The 24,734-nt window shown below is 64.1% G+C and carries 16 protein-coding genes and 3 rRNA genes; all 19 read right to left on the reverse strand.

Going from position 1 to position 24,734, the window contains the following annotated elements; translation table 11 throughout:
• Positions 1–154: 154 nt before the first annotated feature.
• A 5S ribosomal RNA gene (gene rrf, locus ACSYG9_RS24200) occupies positions 155–271 on the reverse strand.
• Positions 272–362: 91 nt separating this feature from the next.
• Positions 363–3,497: ribosomal RNA gene (locus tag ACSYG9_RS24205) — 23S ribosomal RNA — on the reverse strand.
• A 304-nt stretch (positions 3,498–3,801) separates the two neighbouring features.
• Positions 3,802–5,323: ribosomal RNA gene (locus ACSYG9_RS24210) — 16S ribosomal RNA — on the reverse strand.
• Together the 16S, 23S and 5S rRNA genes form the textbook arrangement of a ribosomal RNA operon.
• A gap of 468 nt (positions 5,324–5,791) precedes the next feature.
• Complete coding sequence (gene tyrS / locus ACSYG9_RS24215) at positions 5,792–7,069, reverse strand: tyrosine--tRNA ligase (protein ID WP_454840269.1); 1,278 nt, start codon at positions 7,067–7,069, stop codon at positions 5,792–5,794.
• Positions 7,070–7,091: 22 nt separating this feature from the next.
• Positions 7,092–7,697, reverse strand: coding sequence for a DNA-3-methyladenine glycosylase (locus ACSYG9_RS24220; RefSeq protein ID WP_440127788.1), 606 nt, complete (start codon positions 7,695–7,697; stop codon positions 7,092–7,094).
• A complete protein-coding gene (locus tag ACSYG9_RS24225; RefSeq protein WP_054807378.1) occupies positions 7,694–7,915 on the reverse strand; it encodes a Trm112 family protein in 222 nt (73 codons plus the stop codon). Before ACSYG9_RS24225 ends, ACSYG9_RS24220 begins: the two co-directional genes overlap by 4 nt.
• Positions 7,916–7,953: 38 nt before the next feature.
• Complete coding sequence (locus ACSYG9_RS24230; RefSeq protein WP_440124852.1) at positions 7,954–10,941, reverse strand: alpha/beta fold hydrolase; 2,988 nt, start codon at positions 10,939–10,941, stop codon at positions 7,954–7,956.
• Positions 10,942–11,072: 131 nt separating this feature from the next.
• Positions 11,073–12,497, reverse strand: a complete 1,425-nt coding sequence (argH, locus tag ACSYG9_RS24235) for an argininosuccinate lyase (protein ID WP_440124853.1) — start codon at positions 12,495–12,497, stop codon at positions 11,073–11,075.
• A gap of 2 nt (positions 12,498–12,499) precedes the next feature.
• Positions 12,500–13,699, reverse strand: coding sequence for an argininosuccinate synthase (locus ACSYG9_RS24240; protein WP_169686759.1), 1,200 nt, complete (start codon positions 13,697–13,699; stop codon positions 12,500–12,502).
• A 57-nt stretch (positions 13,700–13,756) separates the two neighbouring features.
• A complete protein-coding gene (locus ACSYG9_RS24245; protein WP_440124854.1) occupies positions 13,757–14,266 on the reverse strand; it encodes an arginine repressor in 510 nt (169 codons plus the stop codon).
• Between the two features lie 2 nt (positions 14,267–14,268).
• Positions 14,269–15,198, reverse strand: coding sequence for an ornithine carbamoyltransferase (gene argF / locus ACSYG9_RS24250; protein ID WP_440127789.1), 930 nt, complete (start codon positions 15,196–15,198; stop codon positions 14,269–14,271).
• A gap of 2 nt (positions 15,199–15,200) precedes the next feature.
• Positions 15,201–16,391 carry an acetylornithine transaminase gene (locus ACSYG9_RS24255; RefSeq protein ID WP_440124855.1) on the reverse strand — a complete coding sequence of 397 codons (1,191 nt, stop codon included), beginning with the start codon at positions 16,389–16,391 and terminating at the stop codon, positions 15,201–15,203.
• Complete coding sequence (gene argB, locus ACSYG9_RS24260) at positions 16,388–17,299, reverse strand: acetylglutamate kinase (RefSeq protein ID WP_440124856.1); 912 nt, start codon at positions 17,297–17,299, stop codon at positions 16,388–16,390. The genes ACSYG9_RS24255 and argB overlap by 4 nt, the downstream gene beginning before the upstream one ends.
• A 40-nt stretch (positions 17,300–17,339) precedes the next feature.
• Positions 17,340–18,596 (reverse strand): bifunctional glutamate N-acetyltransferase/amino-acid acetyltransferase ArgJ, encoded by a 1,257-nt coding sequence (argJ, locus tag ACSYG9_RS24265; protein WP_454840272.1) that lies wholly within the window; start codon positions 18,594–18,596, stop codon positions 17,340–17,342.
• Entirely contained in the window at positions 18,593–19,666 is a 1,074-nt protein-coding gene (argC, locus tag ACSYG9_RS24270) for an N-acetyl-gamma-glutamyl-phosphate reductase (RefSeq protein WP_440124858.1), read from the reverse strand. The genes argJ and argC overlap by 4 nt, the downstream gene beginning before the upstream one ends.
• Positions 19,667–19,732: 66 nt before the next feature.
• The gene (locus ACSYG9_RS24275) at positions 19,733–20,149 is read right to left on the reverse strand and encodes a PspA/IM30 family protein (RefSeq protein WP_454840274.1); all 417 of its coding nucleotides are present in this window, start codon (positions 20,147–20,149) and stop codon (positions 19,733–19,735) included.
• Between the two features lie 40 nt (positions 20,150–20,189).
• Positions 20,190–22,676, reverse strand: coding sequence for a phenylalanine--tRNA ligase subunit beta (gene pheT / locus ACSYG9_RS24280; RefSeq protein WP_440124860.1), 2,487 nt, complete (start codon positions 22,674–22,676; stop codon positions 20,190–20,192).
• A 79-nt stretch (positions 22,677–22,755) separates the two neighbouring features.
• Entirely contained in the window at positions 22,756–23,826 is a 1,071-nt protein-coding gene (gene pheS / locus ACSYG9_RS24285; RefSeq protein WP_440124861.1) for a phenylalanine--tRNA ligase subunit alpha, read from the reverse strand.
• Between the two features lie 81 nt (positions 23,827–23,907).
• Positions 23,908–24,720 carry a TrmH family RNA methyltransferase gene (locus ACSYG9_RS24290; protein ID WP_440124862.1) on the reverse strand — a complete coding sequence of 271 codons (813 nt, stop codon included), beginning with the start codon at positions 24,718–24,720 and terminating at the stop codon, positions 23,908–23,910.
• Positions 24,721–24,734: the final 14 nt, after the last annotated feature.

Raw genomic sequence — 24,734 nt, forward strand, 5'->3', positions numbered from 1 at the left:
GCGGTCATCGCCTCCTCGGCCCGACCACGGAGTAGATCCTCCGCTTCGGAAGGACCTACGTTCACCGTTGCTGTCGGACACAGCAAAATCCTTTCATGGAAAAACGAAAAACACGAAGGGGGACCCACAAAGTGAGTCCCCCTTCGGAACGGGTGCACGGCGGCGACCTACTCTCCCACACCCTGACGAGTGCAGTACCATCGGCGCAGACAGGCTTAGCTTCCGGGTTCGGAATGGGACCGGGCGTTTCCCCATCGCTATAACCACCGTAACTCTATGAAACACTGCAACACCCCACACCCACACAATGGATACGAAGCATGTGCTGTCTCAGACACCGCACAGTGGACGCGTAACACCTTCATGATAAGTCCTCGGCCTATTAGTACCAGTCACCTCCACACATTACTGCGCTTCCAGTTCCGGCCTATCAACCCGGTGGTCTGCCGGGGGCCTTACCCCAATAAAGGGTGAGAAACCTCATCTTGGAACAGGCTTCCCGCTTAGATGCTTTCAGCGGTTATCCCTTCCGAACGTAGCCAACCAGCCATGCCCCTGGCGGGACAACTGGCACACCAGAGGTTCGTCCGTCCCGGTCCTCTCGTACTAGGGACAGCCTTCCTCAAGTTTCTTACGCGCGCGGCGGATAGAGACCGAACTGTCTCACGACGTTCTAAACCCAGCTCGCGTGCCGCTTTAATGGGCGAACAGCCCAACCCTTGGGACCTACTCCAGCCCCAGGATGCGACGAGCCGACATCGAGGTGCCAAACCATCCCGTCGATATGGACTCTTGGGGAAGATCAGCCTGTTATCCCCGGGGTACCTTTTATCCGTTGAGCGACACCGCTTCCACATGCCGGTGCCGGATCACTAGTCCCGACTTTCGTCCCTGCTCGACCTGTCAGTCTCACAGTCAAGCTCCCTTGTGCACTTACACTCAACACCTGATTGCCAACCAGGCTGAGGGAACCTTTGGGCGCCTCCGTTACATTTTAGGAGGCAACCGCCCCAGTTAAACTACCCACCAGGCACTGTCCCTGAACCCGATCAGGGCCCGAGGTTAGACATCCAATACGATCAGAGTGGTATTTCAACAACGACTCCACAAACACTGGCGTGCCCGCTTCACAGTCTCCCACCTATCCTACACAAACCGAACCGAACACCAATACCAAGCTATAGTGAAGGTCCCGGGGTCTTTTCGTCCTGCCGCGCGTAACGAGCATCTTTACTCGTAATGCAATTTCGCCGAGTCTGTGGTCGAGACAGCAGAGAAGTCGTTACGCCATTCGTGCAGGTCGGAACTTACCCGACAAGGAATTTCGCTACCTTAGGATGGTTATAGTTACCACCGCCGTTTACTGGGGCTTAAATTCTCAGCTTCGCCACCACAAGGGCAGCTAACCGGTCCTCTTAACCTTCCAGCACCGGGCAGGCGTCAGTCCGTATACATCGTCTTACGACTTCGCACGGACCTGTGTTTTTAGTAAACAGTCGCTTCTCTCTGGTCTCTGCGACCCCACCCAGCTCACACCGTAAAGGCGATCACCAGACGAGGTCCCCCTTCTCCCGAAGTTACGGGGGCATTTTGCCGAGTTCCTTAACCACAGTTATCTCGATCGCCTCAGTATTCTCTACCTGACCACCTGTGTCGGTTTGGGGTACGGGCCATGTGAAAGCTCGCTAGAGGCTTTTCTCGGCAGCATAGGATCACTGAATTCACCACAACGGCTACGCATCACCTCTCAGGCACATGAGTGGCGGATTTGCCTACCACTCGCCCTACAGGCTTACACCGGCTATTCCACCAGCCGGCCCAGCTACCTTCCTGCGTCACCCCATCGCTTGACTACTACCACCGAAGGTCCCGTGCATCCACACACCCATCCCCCGAAGGGAACAGACCTGCTTCAGGACGGTTAGTACCAGTGATTCATCAGGGGCGCGTTCACACGGGTACGGGAATATCAACCCGTTGTCCATCGACTACGCCTGTCGGCCTCGCCTTAGGTCCCGACTCACCCTGGGCGGATTAACCTGGCCCAGGAACCCTTGGTCATTCGGCGGACGAGTTTCTCACTCGTCTTTCGCTACTCATGCCTGCATTCTCACTCGCATGGCCTCCACAACTAGTTCACACTGCTGCTTCCACGGCCACACGACGCTCCCCTACCCATCCACACCACTGCACAAGTTTCCGCAGAAACAAGCGTGTGTCATGCGAATGCCGCGGCTTCGGCGGTGTACTTGAGCCCCGCTACATTGTCGGCGCAGGACCACTTGACCAGTGAGCTATTACGCACTCTTTCAAGGGTGGCTGCTTCTAAGCCAACCTCCTGGTTGTCTCAGCGATCCCACATCCTTTTCCACTTAGTACACGCTTAGGGGCCTTAGCCGGCGATCTGGGCTGTTTCCCTCTCGACTACGAAGCTTATCCCCCGCAGTCTCACTGCCGCGCTCTCACACCCTGGCATTCGGAGTTTGGCTGACGTCAGTAACCTTGTAGGGCCCATCGGCCATCCAGTAGCTCTACCTCCAGAGTGAAACACGCGACGCTGCACCTAAATGCATTTCGGGGAGAACCAGCTATCACGGAGTTTGATTGGCCTTTCACCCCTACCCACAACTCATCCCCTCAGTTTTCAACCTAAGTGGGTTCGGGCCTCCACGACGTCTTACCATCGCTTCACCCTGGCCATGGGTAGATCACTCCGCTTCGGGTCTAGAACATGCCACTGCACCGCCCTATTCGGACTCGCTTTCGCTACGGCTACCCCACACGGGTTAACCTCGCGACATGCCACTAACTCGCAGGCTCATTCTTCAAAAGGCACGCCATCACCCACCAGCCACCAAAGACTGCACAGGCTCTGACGGATTGTAAGCGCACGGTTTCAGGTACTATTTCACTCCCCTCCCGGGGTACTTTTCATCTTTCCCTCACGGTACTAGTCCGCTATCGGTCACCAGGGAGTATTCAGGCTTATCGGGTGGTCCCGACAGATTCACACCGGATTTCACGGGCCCGGTGCTACTTGGGTATTCACATCAACAGTCACAGCGTTTTCGTCTACGGGATTCTCACCCTCTACGACAGGCCGTTCCAGACCACTTCGACTAACACCATGATTTCTTACTGTTGGCCGACTCAGCAGCGCCGACACAATGAACCCCACAACCCCACAAGTGCAACCCCTGCCAGGTATCACACACCCATGGTTTGGCCTCTTCCGCGTTCGCTCGCCACTACTGACGGAATCACATATTGTTTTCTCTTCCTGTGGGTACTGAGATGTTTCACTTCCCCACGTTCCCTCCACACGCCCTATATATTCAGGCGCGGGTAACACGACATCACTCGTGCTGGGTTTCCCCATTCGGAAATCCTCGGATCACAGCTCGGTTGACAGCTCCCCGAGGCATATCGCAGCCTCCCACGTCCTTCATCGGCTCCTGGTGCCAAGACATCCACCGTACGCTCATAAACACTTACAACAAAGATGCTCGCGTCCACTGTGCAGTTCTCAAACAACACACAACAACCCCTACCGGAACCCACCCTGAAGGCGGAAAACTTTCGCAGGTCATCGTCGCTGATCAAACACAAACAACGTGTTCTCTCAGGACCCAACAGTGCACCGATATAACCCCTCGAATTCGCCACAGTGGACAAACCCGGATGAGAAGTACTTGTCAGCGTTCCACCCATGAGCACCACCGGACAACATGTGTATCCGTAATGGCTCTGCCTGCTCCCCCGACACCAACGTGTCGATCCGAGACAGGAGATGCTCCTTAGAAAGGAGGTGATCCAGCCGCACCTTCCGGTACGGCTACCTTGTTACGACTTCGTCCCAATCGCCGATCCCACCTTCGACGGCTCCCTCCCACAAGGGGTTAGGCCACCGGCTTCGGGTGTTACCGACTTTCATGACGTGACGGGCGGTGTGTACAAGGCCCGGGAACGTATTCACCGCAGCGTTGCTGATCTGCGATTACTAGCGACTCCGACTTCACGGGGTCGAGTTGCAGACCCCGATCCGAACTGAGACCGGCTTTAAGGGATTCGCTCCACCTCACGGTATCGCAGCCCTCTGTACCGACCATTGTAGCATGTGTGAAGCCCTGGACATAAGGGGCATGATGACTTGACGTCGTCCCCACCTTCCTCCGAGTTGACCCCGGCAGTCTCCTGCGAGTCCCCACCATTACGTGCTGGCAACACAGGACAAGGGTTGCGCTCGTTGCGGGACTTAACCCAACATCTCACGACACGAGCTGACGACAGCCATGCACCACCTGTATACCGACCACAAGGGAAACCACATCTCTGCAGTCGTCCGGTACATGTCAAACCCAGGTAAGGTTCTTCGCGTTGCATCGAATTAATCCACATGCTCCGCCGCTTGTGCGGGCCCCCGTCAATTCCTTTGAGTTTTAGCCTTGCGGCCGTACTCCCCAGGCGGGGCGCTTAATGCGTTAGCTACGGCACGGATCCCGTGGAAGGAAACCCACACCTAGCGCCCACCGTTTACGGCGTGGACTACCAGGGTATCTAATCCTGTTCGCTACCCACGCTTTCGCTCCTCAGCGTCAGTTACTGCCCAGAGACCCGCCTTCGCCACCGGTGTTCCTCCTGATATCTGCGCATTTCACCGCTACACCAGGAATTCCAGTCTCCCCTGCAGTACTCGAGTTTGCCCGTATCGCCTGCAAGCCCGCAGTTGAGCTGCGGGATTTCACAGACGACGCGACAAACCGCCTACGAGCTCTTTACGCCCAGTAATTCCGGACAACGCTCGCACCCTACGTATTACCGCGGCTGCTGGCACGTAGTTGGCCGGTGCTTCTTCTCCAGGTACCGTCACTTGCGCTTCGTCCCTGGTGAAAGAGGTTTACAACCCGAAGGCCGTCATCCCTCACGCGGCGTCGCTGCATCAGGCTTTCGCCCATTGTGCAATATTCCCCACTGCTGCCTCCCGTAGGAGTCTGGGCCGTGTCTCAGTCCCAGTGTGGCCGGTCGCCCTCTCAGGCCGGCTACCCGTCGTCGCCTTGGTAGGCCATTACCCCACCAACAAGCTGATAGGCCGCGGGCTCATCCTGCACCGAAAAACTTTCCACCAAAAACCATGCAGCCTTTGGTCATATCCGGTATTAGACCCAGTTTCCCAGGCTTATCCCGAAGTGCAGGGCAGATCACCCACGTGTTACTCACCCGTTCGCCACTAATCCACCCAGCAAGCTGGGCTTCATCGTTCGACTTGCATGTGTTAAGCACGCCGCCAGCGTTCGTCCTGAGCCAGGATCAAACTCTCCGTTAAAGACTCATAATCAAAACCCCGAAGGGCTGATCAGTCAAAGACATCGAGCCAAATCACTAGCAAAAAAACTCAAACTAGCAAAACACTGACCACCACAGACGGAAGAATGTGATGATCAGCAAATTCGACCACCGAACATCATCGGCGATCGCACCAAAATAATTGGCACTGACATTCATCGGCACACTGTTGAGTTCTCAAAGAACACGCACACACCATCGCTGTTCGAACTTGCTTCAACCAGCTCCGGGGCAACCGTTCCAACCTATCACAGCCAGCATACAGGGTGCAAACCCTCGTTCTGTTCCTGCTGTGATTGTTCTTGCGGACCTGAACATTACCATATCCCCGACCCTCTCAGCTCGGGTTGGTGTCCCTGTCGCTCGAACAACGACAAAGTTACGCCACCGCTAACAGAGCGTCAAATCGCCTGGTAGACGCCCTGACAGCGGTGGCGCCGCTACGTTGTCAGCTCTGCACGACGCGCACACCGGCGAAGTTCCGTTTGCCGCGACGTACGACCATCCACTCGCCATGGAGTAGATCGTTGCCCGACGGCGTCCAGTCCTCGCTGGAGACGCGGACGTTGTTGACCGACGCACCGCCCTCCTTGACGGTCCGTCGAGCCGCCCCCTTGCTCTCACACAGTTCCGTTGCGACCAGAAGGTCGACGATGGTGTTCGGATCGCCGGCTCGGACCTCGGCTACCGAAGCCTCTGTCAACGCGGCAGCCAGCGTCCCCTCGTCGAGCTCCGCGAGTTCGCCGCGCCCGAACAATGCCCGGCTGGCGTGTTCGACCGCGTGAGTGTTCGCTTCACCGTGGACGAGGGTCGTCATCTCTGCTGCGAGACGCTTCTGGGCCTCGCGTGCGTGGGGACGTTCGGCGGTCGCGGTCTCGAGCTCGGCCAGTTCGTCCCGTGAGAGGAATGTGAACCATCGCAGGTACTTCATGACGTCGGCGTCTGCCGCGTTGACGAAGTACTGGTACCACGCGTACGGGCTCGTCATAGCCGGGTCGAGCCACAGGCTTCCACCGCCGGTCGACTTTCCGAACTTCTTGCCGTCCGAAGAGGTCACGAGCGGAACGGTCAAGGCATGCACCGAGGCTCCGTCGGTGCGCCGGTTCAGTTCGACACCCGCGATGATGTTGCCCCACTGATCGGAGCCACCGACCTGGAGCACGCACCCGTGTTTGCGGCGAAGTTCGACGTAGTCGTTGGCCTGGAGCAGCATGTAACTGAATTCCGTGTACGAGATTCCGTCGCCCTCGAGGCGGCGCTTGACCGTGTCGCGCGCGAGCATGACATTGACGGAGAAGTGTTTACCGACATCACGCAGGAAATCGACGACACTGAGCTGGCCCGTCCAGTCGAGATTGTTCACCACTACCGCGCCGGTGTCCGGGTCCCCGAAATCGACGAACCGTTCGAGTTGGCCACGGATGCGATCAGACCAATCGGCGACTGTATCGGCGGACTGCATGGTCCGCTCCCCCACGTCGCGTGGATCGCCGATCATGCCCGTCGCACCCCCGGCGAGCACGATCGGCCGATGTCCGGCTCGCTGGAAGCGCTTGAGTGCGAGGAGCGGCACGAGATGACCTGCGTGCAGGCTCGGCCCCGTGGGATCGAATCCGGCGTAGAGCGTGACCGGACCTGCATCGAGGTCCCGTCGAAGTGCGTCGAGATCGGTCGATTGGGCAATGAGCCCGCGCCAGGTCAGTTCGTCCAGAATTTGCTCAGTCACCGTTCGATCATCCCACTACGGCTCAGAGGATCGGAGCGCGTGGGCTCCTTCGGTATGCGGAGACGCCGACCCCACCGCGGATCCAGAACCGCCACGGCCGGTCCGCAGCGACGCTGATTCCCACCCTCGGTCCCGCCTCCACCTGTGTCACCACTTCGGCGAGGGTGACCGATACCCGCGCACCCGGCGCGAATACATCCAGACCGTTGTCCTCGAGGGTCAGCCCGAGTGCTTGCGCAAGATTTCCCGGGCCCCGAGCGAGATTCTCCACGGGGGTGCCGGGCGTCCGCCGAGTCCGTACTGCGGTTTCACCGGTGAGCACTTCGGCACCGCGCAACAGCACCGCGGACGCCACGCCGGGGGCACCGACCGAGATGTTCGCGCAGTGATGGATTCCGTAGCTCCGATAGACGTACAGGTGTCCGGCAGGACCGAACATGACTCGATTGCGACCGGTCGGGCCCCGGTACGAATGCGCGGCCGGATCCGGCCACGGGCTGTCTTCGGGTCCGCCGTAGGCCTCGACCTCGGTAACACGCAGTGTCACCTCGCCAACTCTGATGTGAGCAGTCAGCACGGCGCGCGCTGCAGCAACCGGATCGAGAGCCGAGAGGCGGTCCGAGCTCAGCTCGCCACCCACCCGGCGACACCGCGCGCGACGAAATCCTCGTGCTCGGCGTCGGAGACGTCACGTGCATCGTCGACGAGCAGAACCGGAATTCCGTTCTCGATGGGATAGGCGCGGCGCAGCCTGGGGTTGTACAGCACCGTGTCGTCGACTAGCAGAAGCGGACCCTTGTCCTGCGGGCAGGCCAGGATGCTCAACAGTGTGGGATCGACGGCCACGGAGGTCCTCTCGACGGTTGGTGGTGAACGCGCTCAGGCTACCGCGCGACCGGGCCGGAGCGGTCCGTGCCCGACGTCCACTTCGTCCATACCGCCTTGGTGAACCGTCGGTACGCCCCCGTCGCGGGGTCTGCATACCAGGACCGGACGCTGGGAGCAGGTAACCCTCGTGCATGCAGAACCTCGGTGACCGGGCGATACGACGGTCCGAGAGCTATCTCCGCAACCACATGAACCAGATCCGGTCGCTCGTCGACCGGCAGGGCGTCGAGGGCCACTGTGATCTCGGACGCGGTCGGCGCCCGGTTCTCGCGGAGCGTGATTGCCGCCACTGCGATATCGGCGTGGCCGACGGACACTCCGTACGACACTGCGAGGTCGACGCGCGGGAGACTGCCGAGAACATCGACGACCGGCTGCGCATAGACCGGGCCGTGCGGTGTCACGATGACCGAACGCTTGTTGTCGAGGAGCCAGAAGTCCCCGTCGGCATCGCGCCGGAACAGATTGTCGGTAGGGACCCAACTGTCGCCCGGCTCGAACACACCCCGCATCACTGCGGTGAGGCTTTCCGCCGAGTGACCCCGTCGGCCGAGCAGCAACCCGACTTCATCGGAGTCACATTCACGGACGAACCCGCGGTCGCCCTCGACAAGTCGTCCGGCAATCGCGTCGTAGGCAGCCAGTCGGACCTCGGCGCTGCCTGGCAAGGGACGCCCTTTCGAACCGATCTTGGCCCCGGACACATTCGCCAGCACGATGTCGCCCTCGGTCGACGCGTAGAACTCGAGGACCCGCGCCGGCGCGAATCGCTCCAGGGTGCGCCGCCACAGGCCCGGTGTCATACCGGACCCGAGGAACAATCGGATGGGATGGATATCGTCGGAGTGCCAGGAGGAGCTGCCGAGGACAGTGTGGAGCATCGACCAGGTGTAGGTCACCACCGTCACCCCGTAGCGGTGGATCTCCTCGCGGAACCGCGCCGGGTCCAATTCCCGCGACAGAGCGATTCGGGCGCCACCCGCAAGAGCTCCCCCGAGCCCGACCAGCAAACCCGACGAATGATACAGAGGTGCAAGGCAATACATGGTGTCGCCGCGGTCGAGGGCCGCTGCGGTCGCAGTGCCGAAGGCCGACAACGCCCACCGGTGATTCGTGATCCGCTTCATCTCGAGTGCGTCGCCGCTACCCGTGAACAGTATGAACGCCAGTTCGCGAGCGAGCCCTGGATTCGGCACGTACCAGCCCGGCAGCTCCACGGCCGACACGTCGAGCCGTTCGAGATCGACGACGTCAGCACCGGGCGGAACATCCAGGTCGCGAACGTCGCCACCGCCGAGGACCAGCGCGGGCAGACCGGTAGCGGCGGCGCGGTCGAGGTTCTCCGGATCGGTGATGACCTTCTCGACGGCGCCGAGCCTGATGGCCTCGGCGAGGTCCGGACCAGGGGCCAGCATCACCGACACCCCGCCGAGCCGCGACACCGCAGCAACTGCCGCCATAGCGCTGGGACGAGTTCCCATCAGGATGCCGACGTGCATGGCCGGGCGGATTCCACAACTGACGAGACCGAGGACGATGGCGTCGATCCGAGCGTTGACGACCGCGTACGTGTACACGCGGTCGTCGTAGATGAAGCACTCGCGTTGAGCGGCCTTGCTGCCCTGTTCGGCGAGCAATCCTCCGACAGAGACACGAGTGTGGGATTGGAGTTGCCGCAACCGAGCAAGCCGCGGTAGAGCACGTATCGCTTCCCCCGACAGTTCGCGGGCACCCCGTACAGCGCCGACGGCGATGTCTGCGACGCCTTCGACGAGTTCGGTACCCACCTCGGCGATCGTCGTGGCTGTGTGAGTGATGCGATTACCGATTGTCACACCGGTCTCGTCTTCTCCGTGCGGATTCGGCGTTTCCATCGGAACCACTCCGACGGGCCGGTCCGATTGGCCGTCACGCCAGTGCACCCATTCACTCACAGCCGGCCACGTCTGTTGTGCAGCAACCGATCCCACGACGAGACCGAAATGACCCGCGCGCAGCGAATACTCGTACACGTCGGCGCGAGGCGCGGCCTTGCGGATGCCTCGAACCGCGAGCGGTTGGCCGATGTCGTCGACCTCACCGACGAAAGCGAGTATCGGGCAGGTGATCTCAGCGAGACTGACCGCGCGGTCGTTGATCACGAACCCGCCGCTCATCATCCGGTTGTGCGCGATGAACTGCCGCAGCAGTTCTGCGACGGCCGGCCCCGACCATGCCACCCAACCTTCCGTATCGAGGAACCTGCGCTGCGGTTCACGCGGAAGGAGTGCCTCACGGTCGTGCAACTGCATGAGGAAGTCGATGCGTGAGCGTACGGTCTTGACGGGATCGAGGAACTGGAAGCCGGTGCGCGCCATCCAGCCCGAGATCGCAAGCCGGTTGAATACGTGGTCGGCCAGGAAGTCCGCGGATCTGACCGCGAGGGCATCGGGAATACCGAATGGGAGCGCTGCCAGGGTGTCGACGGGGCTCCCGAACGTCACGAGGCTCGCGATGTTGCGGCTCCGCCGGTATGCCGCAGCCTGATAACAGAACATTCCGCCCTGCGAGTACCCGGACAGGTGGACGTCGCGACCCGTGTACTCGTGGACCCGATCGATGATGTCGTCGAGGGCCACGATGTGATCGGTCAGCGTGCGTCCCCACCCGCCTTCTTCTTGGTCGGGCGACCCGAAATCGACTACCCACGGGTCCAGTCCCAGCGACTGCAGCATCCCGACAGCACCCGCGTCGGGGGTGACGTCGTACACATCAGCCGCCATCATCATCGGAGGCACGAGCACGATCGGAATTCCTGAGCGGGCGGTGTCGGCTTCGGGAAAGTACCGACGGAGCCGGTACATCGGGGTACGCACGACGACCTGGAACGGAGACGGCGTTGCCCCCGATTCCAGGCCGCCGAAACGGACCACCTCGAGACCGTTCTGTGCCGTGGCAATGATGCGCCGCAGGGACCCGATCACCGCGTCAGAACTGAGTTCCACCTACCGCCCCCTCCACCTGGCGTCCGACGTCCCGGTTCACGGTCTCAGAGTGCCACACGGCCCGCCCCTGTCGGTGGTGCCCCACGAAGTGTCGCCCGATGGCAACAGATCGTGGTCCGAGCTCTACTCGGTCAGGCGCGCACCCACGAGCGCAGGTTCTGCGTTTCGGCCCGCACGTCGTCGAGCTGCTCGGCGACGCGGACACCTGCCGTGCCGCCGCGCGCATTCCTCGAGGCCACCGATCCCTCGACCGTGAGCACCTCACGGACAGAAGGAGTGAGGGCGGGATCGACCGCAGCGAGCTCGTCGTCAGTGAGCTCATCGAGTCCGACACCACGTGCTTCTGCGACACGTACGCACGCCCCGGCCGCTTCGTGTGCAACCCGGAAGGGCACGCCCTGCCGGACCATCCACTCCGCGATGTCGGTCGCGAGGGTGAAACCGGCCGGTGCGAGTTCTGCCATGCGGTCGGTGTGGAACGTCAGTGTCGCTATCAGCCCGGTGATGGCGGGCAGCAACAACTCGAGTTGCGCAACCGAATCGAAGACCGGTTCCTTGTCTTCTTGGAGGTCTCGGTTGTAGGCGAGCGGTTGTGCCTTGAGCGTGGCCAGCAGACCGGTGAGGTTGCCGATCAGACGCCCGGCTTTTCCGCGCGTGAGCTCGGACACATCGGGGTTTTTCTTCTGCGGCATGATCGACGACCCTGTTGACCATGCGTCGGCGAGTGTGACGTACCGGAATTCGGGTGTGCTCCAGAGGATCACCTCTTCCGCCATCCGCGATAGGTCGACCGCGATCTGCGCGAACACGAACGCAGCCTCGGCCGCGAAGTCGCGCGAACTGGTCGCGTCGATCGAGTTGTTCGCAGCGGAGTCGAACCCGAGATCCTCGGCGATCGCATCCGGGTCCAGCCCTAGCGACGACCCCGCCAGCGCGCCCGACCCGTATGGCGACACGGCAGCGCGCTTGTCGAAATCGCGCACGCGGTCGACGTCTCGCAGCAGCGGATGCGCGTGCGCGAGCAGGTGGTGTGCAAGGAGCACAGGCTGCGCGGCCTGCAGGTGCGTCTTGCCCGGCATGATCGCGTCCGGGTGCGCCGCAGCCTGCCCGGCGATCGCCTCCACGACGTCGAGAACTCCGTCGCCGATACGCCGGGCCGCGTCTCGGAGCCACATCCGGAACAACGTGGCGACCTGGTCGTTTCGCGACCGTCCCGCCCGCAGCCGCCCACCGATCTCGGGACCGACGCGCTCGATGAGTCCGCGTTCGAGCGCACCGTGGACGTCCTCGTCGGATTCTGCCGGGGTGAACGCCCCTGAGGCGACGTCCGTGGCGAGCTGTTCGAGACCGTCGAGCATCGTCGCCAGATCGGACTCGGTCAGCAACCCCGCACGGTGCAGGACCTTCGCATGGGCCTGCGAGGCGCGCACGTCGTACGGGGCAAGCACCCAGTCGAAGTGCGTGGACTTGCTCAGAGCCGCCATGGCGGCGGCCGGTCCCGATTCGAACCGGCCGCCCCACAGGGCACCTTCGTTGGTGCCGTGAGCCTGAGTCATTGTTACAGGCCCAGATCGCGCTTGGCCGCGACCTTCGAGGAGAGGCCGTGGATCTGCACGAAGCCCTTGGCGTTCGACTGGTCGAAGCTGTCCCCCTCGTCGTAGGTGGCGAGGTTGAAGTCGTACAGCGACTCGGGGCTGCGGCGACCGTTGACCGAGATATGACCGCCGTGCATGACCATTCGGATGTCGCCGGTGACGCGTTCCTGCGTCTTCTCGACGAATGCGTCGAGCGCGTACTTGAGCGGGGAGAACCACAGGCCGTCGTAGACGAGCTCGCTCCACCGCTCTTCGACGCGACGCTTGTAGCGGCCGAGCTCGCGTTCGAGAGTGACGTGCTCGAGCTCCTGATGAGCCGTGATCAACGCGATCGCGCCGGGAGCCTCGTAGATCTCACGGCTCTTGATGCCGACGAGACGGTCCTCGACCATGTCGAGTCTGCCCACACCCTGGGCACCGGCACGCTTGTTGAGCTGCTGGATCGCTTCGAGTGTGGTGACGTGCTTGCCGTCGATGGCGACAGGACGTCCCGCTTCGAAGCTGATGATGACCTCGTCGGGGGCCTGCCAGTTGAGGGTCGGGTCTTCGGTGTAGTCGTAGACGTCCTTGGTCGGAGCGTTCCACAGGTCTTCGAGGAAGCCGGTCTCGACAGCGCGACCCCACACGTTCTGATCGATCGAGAACGGAGACTTCTTCGTCACGTTGATCGGCAGGCCGTGCTCACCAGCGAACGCGATCGCCTTCTCACGGGTCCAGGCGTAGTCGCGGACGGGCGCGATGACCTGCAGGTCGGGAGCGAGGGCGCCGAAGCCGACCTCGAATCGAACCTGATCGTTGCCCTTGCCTGTGCAGCCGTGCGACACGATGGTGCCGCCGTGCTCCCGTGCAGCCTGCACGATGTGCTTGACGATCAGCGGACGGCTGATCGCAGACACCAATGGGTAGCGGTCCATGTACAGAGCATTGGCCTGCACGGTCGGCAGGCAGTACTCGGTCGCGAACTCGTCCTTGGCATCGACGACCACGGATTCGACAGCCCCGCAGTCGAGGGCGCGCTGACGCACGACCTCCATGTCCTCGCCGCCCTGGCCGAGATCGATGGCGACGGCGACGACCTCCTTGCCGGTCTCCTTGCCGATCCAGCTGATGGCAACGGAGGTGTCCAGCCCGCCCGAGTAGGCGAGTACGACGCGATCGGCCATGGTGATTGTGCTCCTTCTTATCTTTCTTGTCTTTGACGTCTGTCGATCAGTGGTAGGTCAGGCGAGTGATTCGATTTTCGCAGCCAGGTCGGCTCCGGTGTTCGGTTCCCGGGCGATCACAGCGATGGTGTCGTCACCCGCGATCGTGCCGACCACTTCCGGTAATGATGCACGATCGAGTGCACTGGCCAGATAGTGCGCTGCTCCGGGAGGGGTACGAAGCACCGCGATGTTGCCGCTCGAGTCGGTCGACACGAGCAGTTCGCCGAGAAGTTTCGACAGTCGGTCGGTGCCACCCGTGACGCCGCGGACCGGACTTCCGTCCTCAGGGACGACATACACGCCTGCTCCCCCGTCGGCCGCCCGGAGCTTGACGGCTCCGAGTTCCTCGAGATCACGGGAGAGCGTGGCGGTCGAAACTTCGATGCCCTCATCGGCAAGCATGGCCGCGAGCTCGGTGTGACTGCGCACCGCGCGTGCGGCCAACAACGCGATGATGCGTGCTTGCCGGGCCGCCCGAGTCGGAGCGCTCACCGCAATGTCGTCTCGGTCGGGCGCGGTGCTCATCGTCAGCTCCGGCTCTGTTCGAGCAGCCACACGAGCAGTGCTTTCTGCGCGTGCAGACGATTCTCCGCTTCGTCCCACACGACCGCGCGGGGACCGTCGATGACCTCGGCTGTGATCTCTTTGCCCCGGTAGGCGGGAAGGCAGTGCAACACGATCGAGTCGGACTTCGACAGTGCGACGATCTCGTCGTTCAGCTGGAACGGCCGAAACACCGCCTCTCGGTCGAGGCCGTCGTTCTCCTGTCCCATGGACACCCAGGTGTCGGTGACGAGGACGTCGACATCCTCCGCCGCGGCCCGCGGCTCACCGGTGATCGTGATGCTTCCGCCGGTCTGCTCGGCACGGACACGGGTGGCCTCGACGACATCCGGGTCGGGGGCGAACCCTTCTGGGGTGGCGACGGTGACGTGCATGCCCGCGGTGACGCCGCCGAGCATCAGCGAGTGCGCCATGTTGTTGGCGCCGTCACCGAAGTAGGTCATCTTCAGGCCTGCGGTGCTGCCCTTGTGCTCGCGGATGGTTTGCAGGTCTGCGAGAACCTGGCAAGGGTGGAAGGTGTCGGTGAGCGCATTGACCACGGGCACGTCGGAGTGAGTGGCGAGCGTCTCGATACGGTCCTGACCGTACGTGCGCCAGACCACCGCCTTCGTGAAGCGGGAGAACATGCGCGCAGTGTCGTCGAGGGTTTCGCCCTTGCCGATCTGGGTGGCGCCCGCATCGACGACGATCGCGTGTCCGCCGAGTTGTGCGATGCCCGCATCGAACGAGAAGCGGGTCCGTGTGGACGTCTTGTCGAAGAGGACAGCGACGCTGTACGGGCCTTCGAGTGGGCGACGCGAGAGCGGATTCTTCTTCAACTCTGCGGCGAGTTCGAGGACTTCGTTCTGTTCCGCCGGGGTGAGATCGTCGTCGCGGAGGAAATGTCTGACCATGGTCACCGGCCCCCTTCCTGGGATGCGGTGTCGAGGATGCCTGGCAGTGCGGTGACGAATCCGTCCGCCTGCTCTTGGGTGAGGATGAGCGGCGGCGCGAGACGAATCACATCGGCTGCGGCCGCGTTGATCAGGTACCCGGCGTCGCGCGCGGCGGCTTCGACAGCACCGGCCTTGGTGCCGGTGAGCACGATGCCGAGAAGCAGGCCCGAACCGCGCACGTGATCCACGAGCGGATGACCGAGTTCTTCGATTCCGGCGGAGAGCGCCTTGCCCACCGAATCGACGTGGGCGAGCAGATTCTGTTCGTCGATGGTGCGCAGCACGGCGAGCGCCGCAGCAGCGCACACTGGATTGCCGCCGAAGGTGGTGCCGTGCTTGCCCGGGGTGAGCAGATCGGCGGCGGATCCGGTTGCGAGGACCGCGCCGATGGGGAGGCCTCCGCCGAGTCCCTTGGCAAGCGTCATCACATCGGGGACGATTCCTGCCGCCTGATGCGCGAAGAAGGTGCCGGTGCGGCCGATGCCGGTCTGCACTTCGTCGAGCACGAGCAGCGCGCCGTGTTCGGAGGTGAGGCGACGAGCACCTGCCAAGTATCCCTCGGGCGGTACGACGACGCCCGACTCACCCATGATCGGTTCGAGGAACACGGCGGCGGTGGTGTCGTCGATCGCGGCGGCGAGTGCGTCGAGGTCGCCGTAGGGAACGAATTCCACGCCTGCCGGCATCGGTTCGAACGGTGCGCGCTTGTCAGGTTGACCCGTGAGTGCAAGGGCACCCATCGTACGACCGTGAAATGCCTTCTCGGCGGCGATGATCTTGGGACGGCCGGTGAGCCGCGCAATCTTGAACGCGGCTTCGTTGGCTTCGGTCCCGGAGTTGCAGAAGAACGCGCGACCCGGGTGCCCCCAGCGTCCGAGGAGTTGTTCGGCGAGGTCGAGAACCGGCTGAGAGGCATACAGATTCGACACGTGCCCGAGTTGGCCCAGCTGCGCGGTGACGGCCTCGATGACGGCCGGGTGGCGGTGACCGAGGCTGTTGACTGCGATGCCGCCGAGCAGATCGAGATACTGCTTACCGTCGGCGTCGGTGAGGACGGCGCCGTCGCCCGCGACGAGCGCGACCTTGGGCACCCCGTAGTTGTTCATGAGTGAGCCGGCCCAGCGCTGCTGGAGCTCGGACGTGCCGGTCATGCGGCGCCTTCCTGGTCGTGGGCAGGCACCACCATGGTGCCGATACCTTCTTCGGTGAACAGTTCGAGCAGGACGGAGTGCGGCTGGCGCCCGTCGATGACGTGCGCGCTGGGAACTCCGCCCTGTACGGCGCGCAGGCACGCCTCCATTTTCGGGACCATCCCGGAGTCGAGGGACGGAAGGAGCGCCTCGAGTGCGACAGTGTCGATCGACGAGGTGAGCGAGCTACGGTCCGGCCAGTCGGTGTAGAGACCTTCGACGTCGGTGAGGACGACGAGTTTCTCCGCGCCGAGCGCTTCGGCGAGGGCTGCGGCCGCGGTGTCGGCGTTGATGTTGTGCACGACGCCGTCCGCGTCGGGCGCGATGGTCGACACTACGGGGATGCGTCCTGCCGCAATGAGGTCGAGCACCGCCGCGGGGTCGACGGTGGTGACGTCGCCGACGAGCCCGATGTCGGTATCGGTTCCGTCTACCAGGACGGTGCGCCGGGTCGCGGTGAACAGCTGCGCGTCCTCACCGGAGATCCCGACCGCGTAGGGCCCGTGGCTGTTGATCAGGCCGACGAGTTCGCGGCCGACCTGTCCGAACAGCACCATGCGTACGACATCCATGACGTCGGGGGTGGTCACCCGGAAACCGCCGCGAAACTCGCCTTCCATGCCTAGCCGCTTCAGCATGGTGTTGATCTGTGGGCCCCCGCCGTGCACCACCACCGGATGTATGCCGACGGTGCGCAGGAACGCCATGTCGGCAGCGAACGCAACTTTGAGGGCGCCGTCGGTCATGGCGTTGCCGCCGTATTTGACGACGACGATCTTGTCGCGGAATTTCTGCAGCCACGGCAGAGCTTCGGCGAGTACGAACGCCTTCTGGTGCGAGGTCAGGCTCGCGATGAGGTCGTCGGTCATGGGGTCTCCTGTATCGACCGGTGATCTGGGGGCCGCTCGATCAGGACGAGTAGGCCGAGTTCTCTTCCACGTAGGCGTGCGAGAGGTCGGTGGTACGGATGGAGGCTTCGGCGTCGCCGACACCGAGGTCGATCTCCAACGCGATGTCGATGCCGGACAGGTCCACCTCACGGGCGCCGGGAGCGCCGACTCCGTCGATGCACACCGGGCTGCCGTTGAAAGTCACCGAGATCTTGTCGGGGTCGAGTTCGATGGGGGCGATGCCGATCGCAGCGAGGACACGGCCCCAGTTGGGATCGGAGCCGAAAAGCGCGGTCTTGACCAGGCTGTCGCGGGCAACCGTGCGGGCGCCGATCAGGGCATGGGCCTCGGAAGCGGCACCGCGCACCGTGACGATGACGCGCTTGGTGACGCCTTCGGCGTCGGCCATCATCTGCGCTGCCAGGTCGTCACATACCGCGAGGACGGCAGCATCGAGTTCGTTCTGCGTCGGGCTCACACCGCTGGCGCCGGATGCGAGGAGCAGGACCGTGTCGTTGGTACTGGTGGCACCGTCGATGTCGAGTCGGTCGAATGTCATGCGGGTCGCGCCGCGCAGCGCTCGGCTGAGCTGTTCGGCGGTGGCGACGGCGTCGGTGGTCACCACGCACAGCATGGTGGCAAGCGCAGGTGCCAGCATGCCCGCGCCCTTCGCCATGCCACCCACATTCCACTTGTCGGCGTGATGCAGAGCAGCCTGCTTGGGCACGGTGTCGGTGGTCATGATGGCGTAGGCGGCGTCGGTACCCCCGGAGATGCCACCGGCAAGTTCGTGCACGATGTCCTGGACGCCGGAGAGCACCTTGTCCATGGGCAATCGGTCGCCGATGAGTCCGGTCGAGCACACGGCGACCTCGCCGGCGCCGGTCTCGGTACCCCAGTTGCTCAGCGCCTCGGCGACGGCTTCGGCGGTGGCATGGGTGTCCTGGAATCCGCCGGGTCCGGTGCATGCGTTGGCTCCCCCGGAGTTGAGGACCACGGCGCGTAATGCGTGCGAGGCCAGCACCTGCTGGGACCACAGGACGGGTGCGGCCTTGACCTTGTTTGCCGTGAACACACCGGCGGCAGTGAGGTCGGGGCCTTCGTTGAACACGAGCGCGAGATCGGGCCTGCCGGAGACCTTGATACCTGCGGGAATTCCTGCGGCGCGGAATCCGGCGGGGCTGGTGACGCCCTGGCTGCGGATGAGCCGTCCCCCAGCGATGTCGACCGCGTCGCTGTAGACGTGGTCTGCGTGCTTGTCGGTGCTCTCGGTCACGGTGCAACTCCCACTGTGGGCAGGCCCGCGGTCTCGGGTAGACCGACGGCAAGGTTCATGGATTGGACGGCACCGCCTGCGGTGCCCTTGGTGAGATTGTCGATCGCGGCGATTGCGACCAGAAGTCCGGCGTCGGTGTCGACGGTGACCGAGATCTGCACGGCGTTGGATCCGACGACGGCGCCGGTCGCGGGTAGCACGCCGTCGGGAAGCAGATGCACGAATGGTTCGTCGGAATAGGCCTTTTCGTATACGGCGCGCACCTCTGCGATCGACGCTGTGGTCGGGGCGGTGCACGTGGCCAGGATCCCGCGCGGCATCGGGGCCAGCACGGGGGTGAACGAGACCGTCACCGGTGCGCCTGCGAGCGCGGACAGATTCTGTTTGATCTCCGGCGTGTGCCGGTGTGCGCCCGCGACGCCGTAGGCGCGCGCCGAGCCCATCACTTCGGAACCGAGCAGGTCGACTCGAGGGGACTTGCCTGCGCCGGAGGTTCCGGAGACCGCCACGATCCGGACTGCCGGTTCGACGATGCCTGCAGCGACGGCCGGGGCCAGCGCGAGTGTCGCGGACGTCGGGTAGCAGCCGGGGACCGCAATGCGGGTGGCGCCGGTGAGCTGCTCCCGCTTTCCGGCGAGTTCCGGAAGTCCGTAGGGCCAGGTGCCTGCATGGTCGGTTCCGTACCAGCGTTGCCAGTCGTCGGAGTCCTCGAGCCGGAAGTCTGCGCCGCAGTCGATCACGACAGTAGTACCGGGCAGTTGCTCGGCGAGCGCGGCGGAGTGGCCGTGCGGCAACCCGAGGAAGACGACGTCGTGACCGGCAAGCGAGTCGAGGTCGGTCGGCGCCAGCACTCGCTCCGCGAGCGGGTGCAGGTGCGGATGGAACTCGCGCAGGGCGGCGCCCGCGTTGCCACCCGCGGTCAGTGCACCGATGACGAGGGATCCGTCCAGGTAGGCGGGATGCGCGAGAAGCAGGCGTAGGACCTCGCCACCCGCGTAGCCGCTGGCGCCCGCTACTGCGACCCGGAGTGGCGACTGCGGTGTCGCTGTGAATGCCGGTGAGTTACCCATGCGATTGATTATGCACGCTCATGCAAATTATTTCATCACTGGGTTCCCATACCGGGCTTTCCCCGATCAGGTCTTCTTCATCGACTGCCGGATCTCGTCCAATCTGTCGGCCGCGGCCTTCCTGTGCTCCTCGTACTGCTCATCGAGGCTCCGTCCCGCGGCACTCTCGTGGGCCAGCTCCTCCATGCCGGTCGCTGTACCGGCTCGCCGCTCGATCTTGTCGCGCACCGAGTCGAAGGTCGGTACCCCGCCCTCCGTGTACCCGGTCACCTCCTCGATCGTCGGCGCTCGTGTCCCGGTCGGTGTGATGTCGGGATCGGGCGATGGTTCCGGATCGATAGGTGGAACGTCGGGTATCGATGGACCGGGCGGTACATCGGGCACCGACGGCGTGTCGGGCCCCGCCGGTGTCACATCCGGTACCGGTTCCTCCGGACTGTCGGGATCCGGTACGCGCTCTGGGGACGATTCGTGCGTGCTCATCTCCTCAGGCTACGTCGCGCACCCGCCCGCCGCTGCCGCGTCAGCCGCGAAGTTCCGCTCCTACTGCGGCCGAGGCAGCAGCGACAGCGGAGTCGCGAGCCGCGCTCGCCTCATCCTCGGTGAGGGTGCGGTCGTACGCACGGAACCGCAGCGCGAAGGCGAGTGACTTTCGTCCGTCGCCCACTTGCGAACCTGTGAAGACATCGAACAACCGGATGTCCTCGAGCAATTCGCCGCCACCGCTACGCAGGGCCGCTTCCACTCGCGCAGCAGGCACCTCGTCGGCGACAACGACCGCGACGTCCTGCAGAACTGCGGGGAATGGCGACACGATGGGGGCAGGCAGCAACTCCACGATCGGCAGCGCATCGAGATTCAGCTCGAAGGCGCACGTCCGGGCGGGGAGCCCGGACCGTTCGACGACGGCCGGGTGAAGTTCACCGGCATGACCGACGACGACCCCGTCGACGAGCAGTTCCGCGCAACGGCCCGGGTGCCACGGCAGGTACTGCGCTGCCCGACGCTCGAGTTGCACGCCCGCAGCCCGGGCAACGGTCTCGGCTGCCGCAAACGCGTCGGCCGCGTCGGAGACCCGGCCGGGGCCCCAGGGGCCTGCGGGCTCCCGCAAACCGGACAGGACACCGCCGATATGCACGGGTTGCTCAGGCAGGGACCGTTCCAGGAGTGCGATCTCGTCGTCGGTGGGGCGCCGATCGACGGGAAGCGCCGCGACCGAGGTCGTCTCGGGGCCGGGGTGGACCACCTGCGCGATCGAGAACAGCGCGACGTCACGCTGTCCGCGCGACACGTTGCGCGAAAGTACTTCCAGCAGGCCCGGCAGCAGCGTTGTCGCCAACTCGGGTCGATCCGACTCGAGCGGGTTGAGGACCTTGGTGGTGGTGCGGCGCGGGTCTTCGGCGCCCAGCCCCCACGTGTCGAACACGCCCGCGGGCAGAAAGACCGGAGCGAGGACCTCGATGTATCCGTCGGAAGCGAGCGCACGTCCCACCGCGCGACGACGACGCTGGCTCGGGGTCAGTCCGCGTCCCGCGGGCGCGGCGGGAACGACAGACGGGATCTGTTCGAGTCCTTCGAGACGGAGGACCTCCTCGACGAGATCCGCGGGCTGGCGCAGATCGGGACGCCACGACGGAGGCGCGACGACCAACTGGCCCTTCCCATCGTCAGCGACACCGACCTCGACGGCACACCCGATCTGTGTGAGTCGACGTGCGGCGGTGCCGTTCGCGTAGCCGACACCGGCGGTGCGATCGGGAAGGTCGATGTCCATGCGGATCGAGACGCTCTCGGTCGGCACGGAGATGTCGGTCAGCGTCGGCTCGACACGACCGCCCGCGATCGAGGTGAGCAGCGACGCCGCACGATCGAGCGCCGCGAGCGCAACCTCGGGGTCGACGGTGCGCTCGAAGCGTTTGCCTGCCTCGCTGCTGAGCTTGTGCCGGCGGTTGCCACGAAAGACCGCAAGCGGATCCCAGGTCGCAGCCTCGAGGAGGATGTCGGTGGTGTCGTCCCCGACCTCGGTGGTGGCGCCGCCCATGATTCCGGCGAGGGAGATGACACCGCTGTCGTCGGTGATGACGACGTCCTCGGGATCGAGCACGCGTTCCACCCCGTCGAGCGTGGTGAGCTTCTCCCCCGCTACAGCGCGACGGATGACGATCTCGCCCTGCAAGGTCGCGGCGTCGAACGCGTGCAGGGGCTGGCCCAGTTCGAGCATCACGTAGTTGGTGACGTCTACGGCCGGTGAGATCGGGCGGACCCCAGCGGTGTGCAGGCGACGCTGCATCCACCACGGCGTGACCGCGGTGGGGTCGATACCGGTAACCTTCCGCGCCGCGAATCGCGTCGCTCCTGCTTCCGGTTCGAGCCGGATCGGGTAGCTCTGTCCGCCATCGGACGGCAGCGACGGGATCTGGGCCGGATCGATGAACTCGAGGTCGAAACCACACGCGAGTTCACGGGTGAGGCCGCGCAGGGAGAAACAGTAGCCGCGGTCGGGGGTGATGTTGAGCTCGATCACGGTGTCGCCGAGTCCGAGCAGGTCGTTCGCGTCGTCACCGGGCTCTCCGGATCCCGGCTCGAGGACGAGAATGCCGGAATGGTCCTTGCCGATGCCGAGTTCGGCGACCGAGCAGATCATGCCGTCGGACACGTGGCCGTACGTCTTGCGCGACGCAATGGCGAACCCGCCCGGGAGCACCGCGCCGGGCAACGCGGCGACGATGAGGTCGCCTACCGCGAAATTACGGGCACCGCACACGATGCCGCGGGGGACGTCTTCACCGACGTCGACCTGGCAGAACCGAATGGGCTTCTTGAAGCCCTCGAGTTCGGTGATCTCCACGACACGTCCGATGACGAGATGGGCGACGCGCCCCAGGGTCTCGATGTCCTCGACCTCGAGACCGACCCGGACGAAGCCTGCGTCGAGTTCCTCCGGGGTGACGTTCCACTCGGGGGTGGCGCGCTGCAGGATTTCCGCCAGCCAGGATTGCGCTACTCGCACTTGAGCTCAGCTTTCTCGTTCGATGTCGGTCACGGGTCAGGGCATCGGCGCCGGATCCCGTCGGTCAGGGGTCAGGGCGTCAGCCCTGCACCCCGAAGGGAAGGGTGAAGCGGATGTCGCCTTCGACGATGTCGCGCATGTCGGAGATACCGTTGCGGAACTGCAGGGTGCGTTCGAGGCCCATGCCGAACGCGAATCCGCCGTACACATCGGGGTCGATACCGCTCGCGCGGAGCACATTGGGGTTGACCATTCCGCAGCCACCCCACTCGACCCAGCCTGCGCCGCCCTTCTTGTTCGGGAACCACACGTCGACCTCGGCGGACGGTTCGGTGAACGGGAAGTAGTTCGGCCGCATCCGGGTAGTGGTCTCCGGACCGAACAGGGCACGGGCGAAGGCGTCGAGCGTGCCCTTGAGGTGCGCCATCGTCAGGCCCTTGTCGACCGCGAGTCCCTCGATCTGCGAGAACACCGGGGTGTGGGTGGCGTCGAGTTCGTCCGTGCGGAAGGTACGCCCGGGACACACCACGTATATCGGGATGTCCCGGCTGAGCATCGTGCGGACCTGCACCGGGGAGGTGTGCGTGCGCAACACCTGCCTCGAACCCTCGGGCGCGATGTGAAACGTGTCCTGCATCGTCCGGGCCGGGTGGTCGGGCAAGAAGTTCAGTGCGTCGAAGTTGTAGTGCTCGGTTTCGACTTCCGGTCCCTCGGCGATCTCCCAGCCCATCGCAACGAACACGTCGGAGACCTGTTCGGAGATGATGGTGATGGGATGTCGCGCGCCGAGCGCACGGCGGGTGGCGGGCAGGGTCACGTCGATCGACTCGGCGACGAGGACCGCGGCGTCGCGCTCCGCCTGCAGTTCTTCGCGACGCGAGTCGAAGGCGGCCTGCACTGCGGTGCGGTGGACGTTGACACGTTTCCCGGCGTCGGCGCGTTCGGGACCGGGCAGGGAGCCGAGCGCGCGCTTCGCCAATGAGATGGGCGCCTTGTCCCCCAGGTGCGCAATCTTCGCCTGGGCGAGTTCGTCGAGGTTACGGGCCGCGCTGAATCCTTCGAGGGCTGCTTTCTGTGCCGCCGCGAGGGCGTCCTCGGTCAGCGCTTGGGGATCGACTTCCGGCGGAGTGCCGCCCTCTTTCTTGGCCACGACCGGTGCAACTCCTTCTTGGGGCGAGCGGTTCTTCGTCGGTGGGTGAAGCCGGTGCAACGAGGCTGCACCGTAGAAATCCTAGGTTAAGCGCGTAGCCGACCGATGCTGCACCCTGGCACTTGCATACATGCAGATCGCAGCGGCGGTCGCGAGGTTGAGGGATTCGGCACGACCGCGGATCGGAATGCGCACCCGATGATCGGCGCGGGCGGCGACCTCGGGCGGCAGCCCGTGGGCTTCACTGCCGAAGAGCCAAGCCGTGGGACCTGCGAGCAGTTCGTCCGCTTCGTCGAGATCGACCTCACCGTCGGCCGCGGTCGCGAGGACTCGAACTCCCGCGGCGGTCACGGCGTCGAGCACGCGGCTGGTGTCGCGTTCTCTCACGAGCGGCAGATGGAAGACGCTGCCTGCCGAGGAACGCACGCATTTTCCGTTGTGCGGATCGACGCTGTCTCCCGCGAGGATCACCGCGTCGGCACCGACAGCGTCGGCGACGCGGATGAGGGTCCCTGCGTTGCCGGGCTCCCCCATCTCGACCGGGATCGCGAGTAGCCGTGCCCCGGAGTCGAGTGCCGAGCCGAGGGGCACGTCGAGGGTGTCGCACACCGCGACGAGTCCCGGCGGTGAGACGGTGTCGGACAGTCGCCCGGCGGCGCGGTCGGTCACGAGGCCCACGCGGATGCCGCGTTTCTGCGCGGTGGTGACGAGATCCCGGTAGCGCTCGGCGGCGTCTTCGGTCACGAATATGTCGTGCACCACCCCGGCGGCGAGGGCCGCGGTGACCGAGTTCTCACCTTCCGCGAGGAAGCGTCCGGTTTTACGCCGCTCAGCGGCGCGGAGCAGTTTGACAGCAGAAACGACCCGTGGGGTGCGCTCGGTGAGCGGGTCCACGGGCCGTTCCTGTG

The sequence above is a fragment of the Rhodococcus sp. SJ-2 genome, assembly GCF_053750035.1.

Bases quoted from the DNA above. Each gene is read 5' to 3' on its own strand.
- argH (WP_440124853.1), bottom strand. From the start codon at position 12,497: ATGACTCAGGCTCACGGCACCAACGAAGGTGCCCTGTGGGGCGGCCGG.
- ACSYG9_RS24240 (WP_169686759.1), bottom strand. From the start codon at position 13,699: ATGGCCGATCGCGTCGTACTCGCCTACTCGGGCGGGCTGGACACCTCC.
- ACSYG9_RS24245 (WP_440124854.1), bottom strand. From the start codon at position 14,266: ATGAGCACCGCGCCCGACCGAGACGACATTGCGGTGAGCGCTCCGACT.
- argF (WP_440127789.1), bottom strand. From the start codon at position 15,198: ATGGTCAGACATTTCCTCCGCGACGACGATCTCACCCCGGCGGAACAG.
- ACSYG9_RS24255 (WP_440124855.1), bottom strand. From the start codon at position 16,391: ATGACCGGCACGTCCGAGCTCCAGCAGCGCTGGGCCGGCTCACTCATG.
- argB (WP_440124856.1), bottom strand. From the start codon at position 17,299: ATGACCGACGACCTCATCGCGAGCCTGACCTCGCACCAGAAGGCGTTC.
- argC (WP_440124858.1), bottom strand. From the start codon at position 19,666: ATGGGTAACTCACCGGCATTCACAGCGACACCGCAGTCGCCACTCCGG.
- ACSYG9_RS24275 (WP_454840274.1), bottom strand. From the start codon at position 20,149: ATGAGCACGCACGAATCGTCCCCAGAGCGCGTACCGGATCCCGACAGT.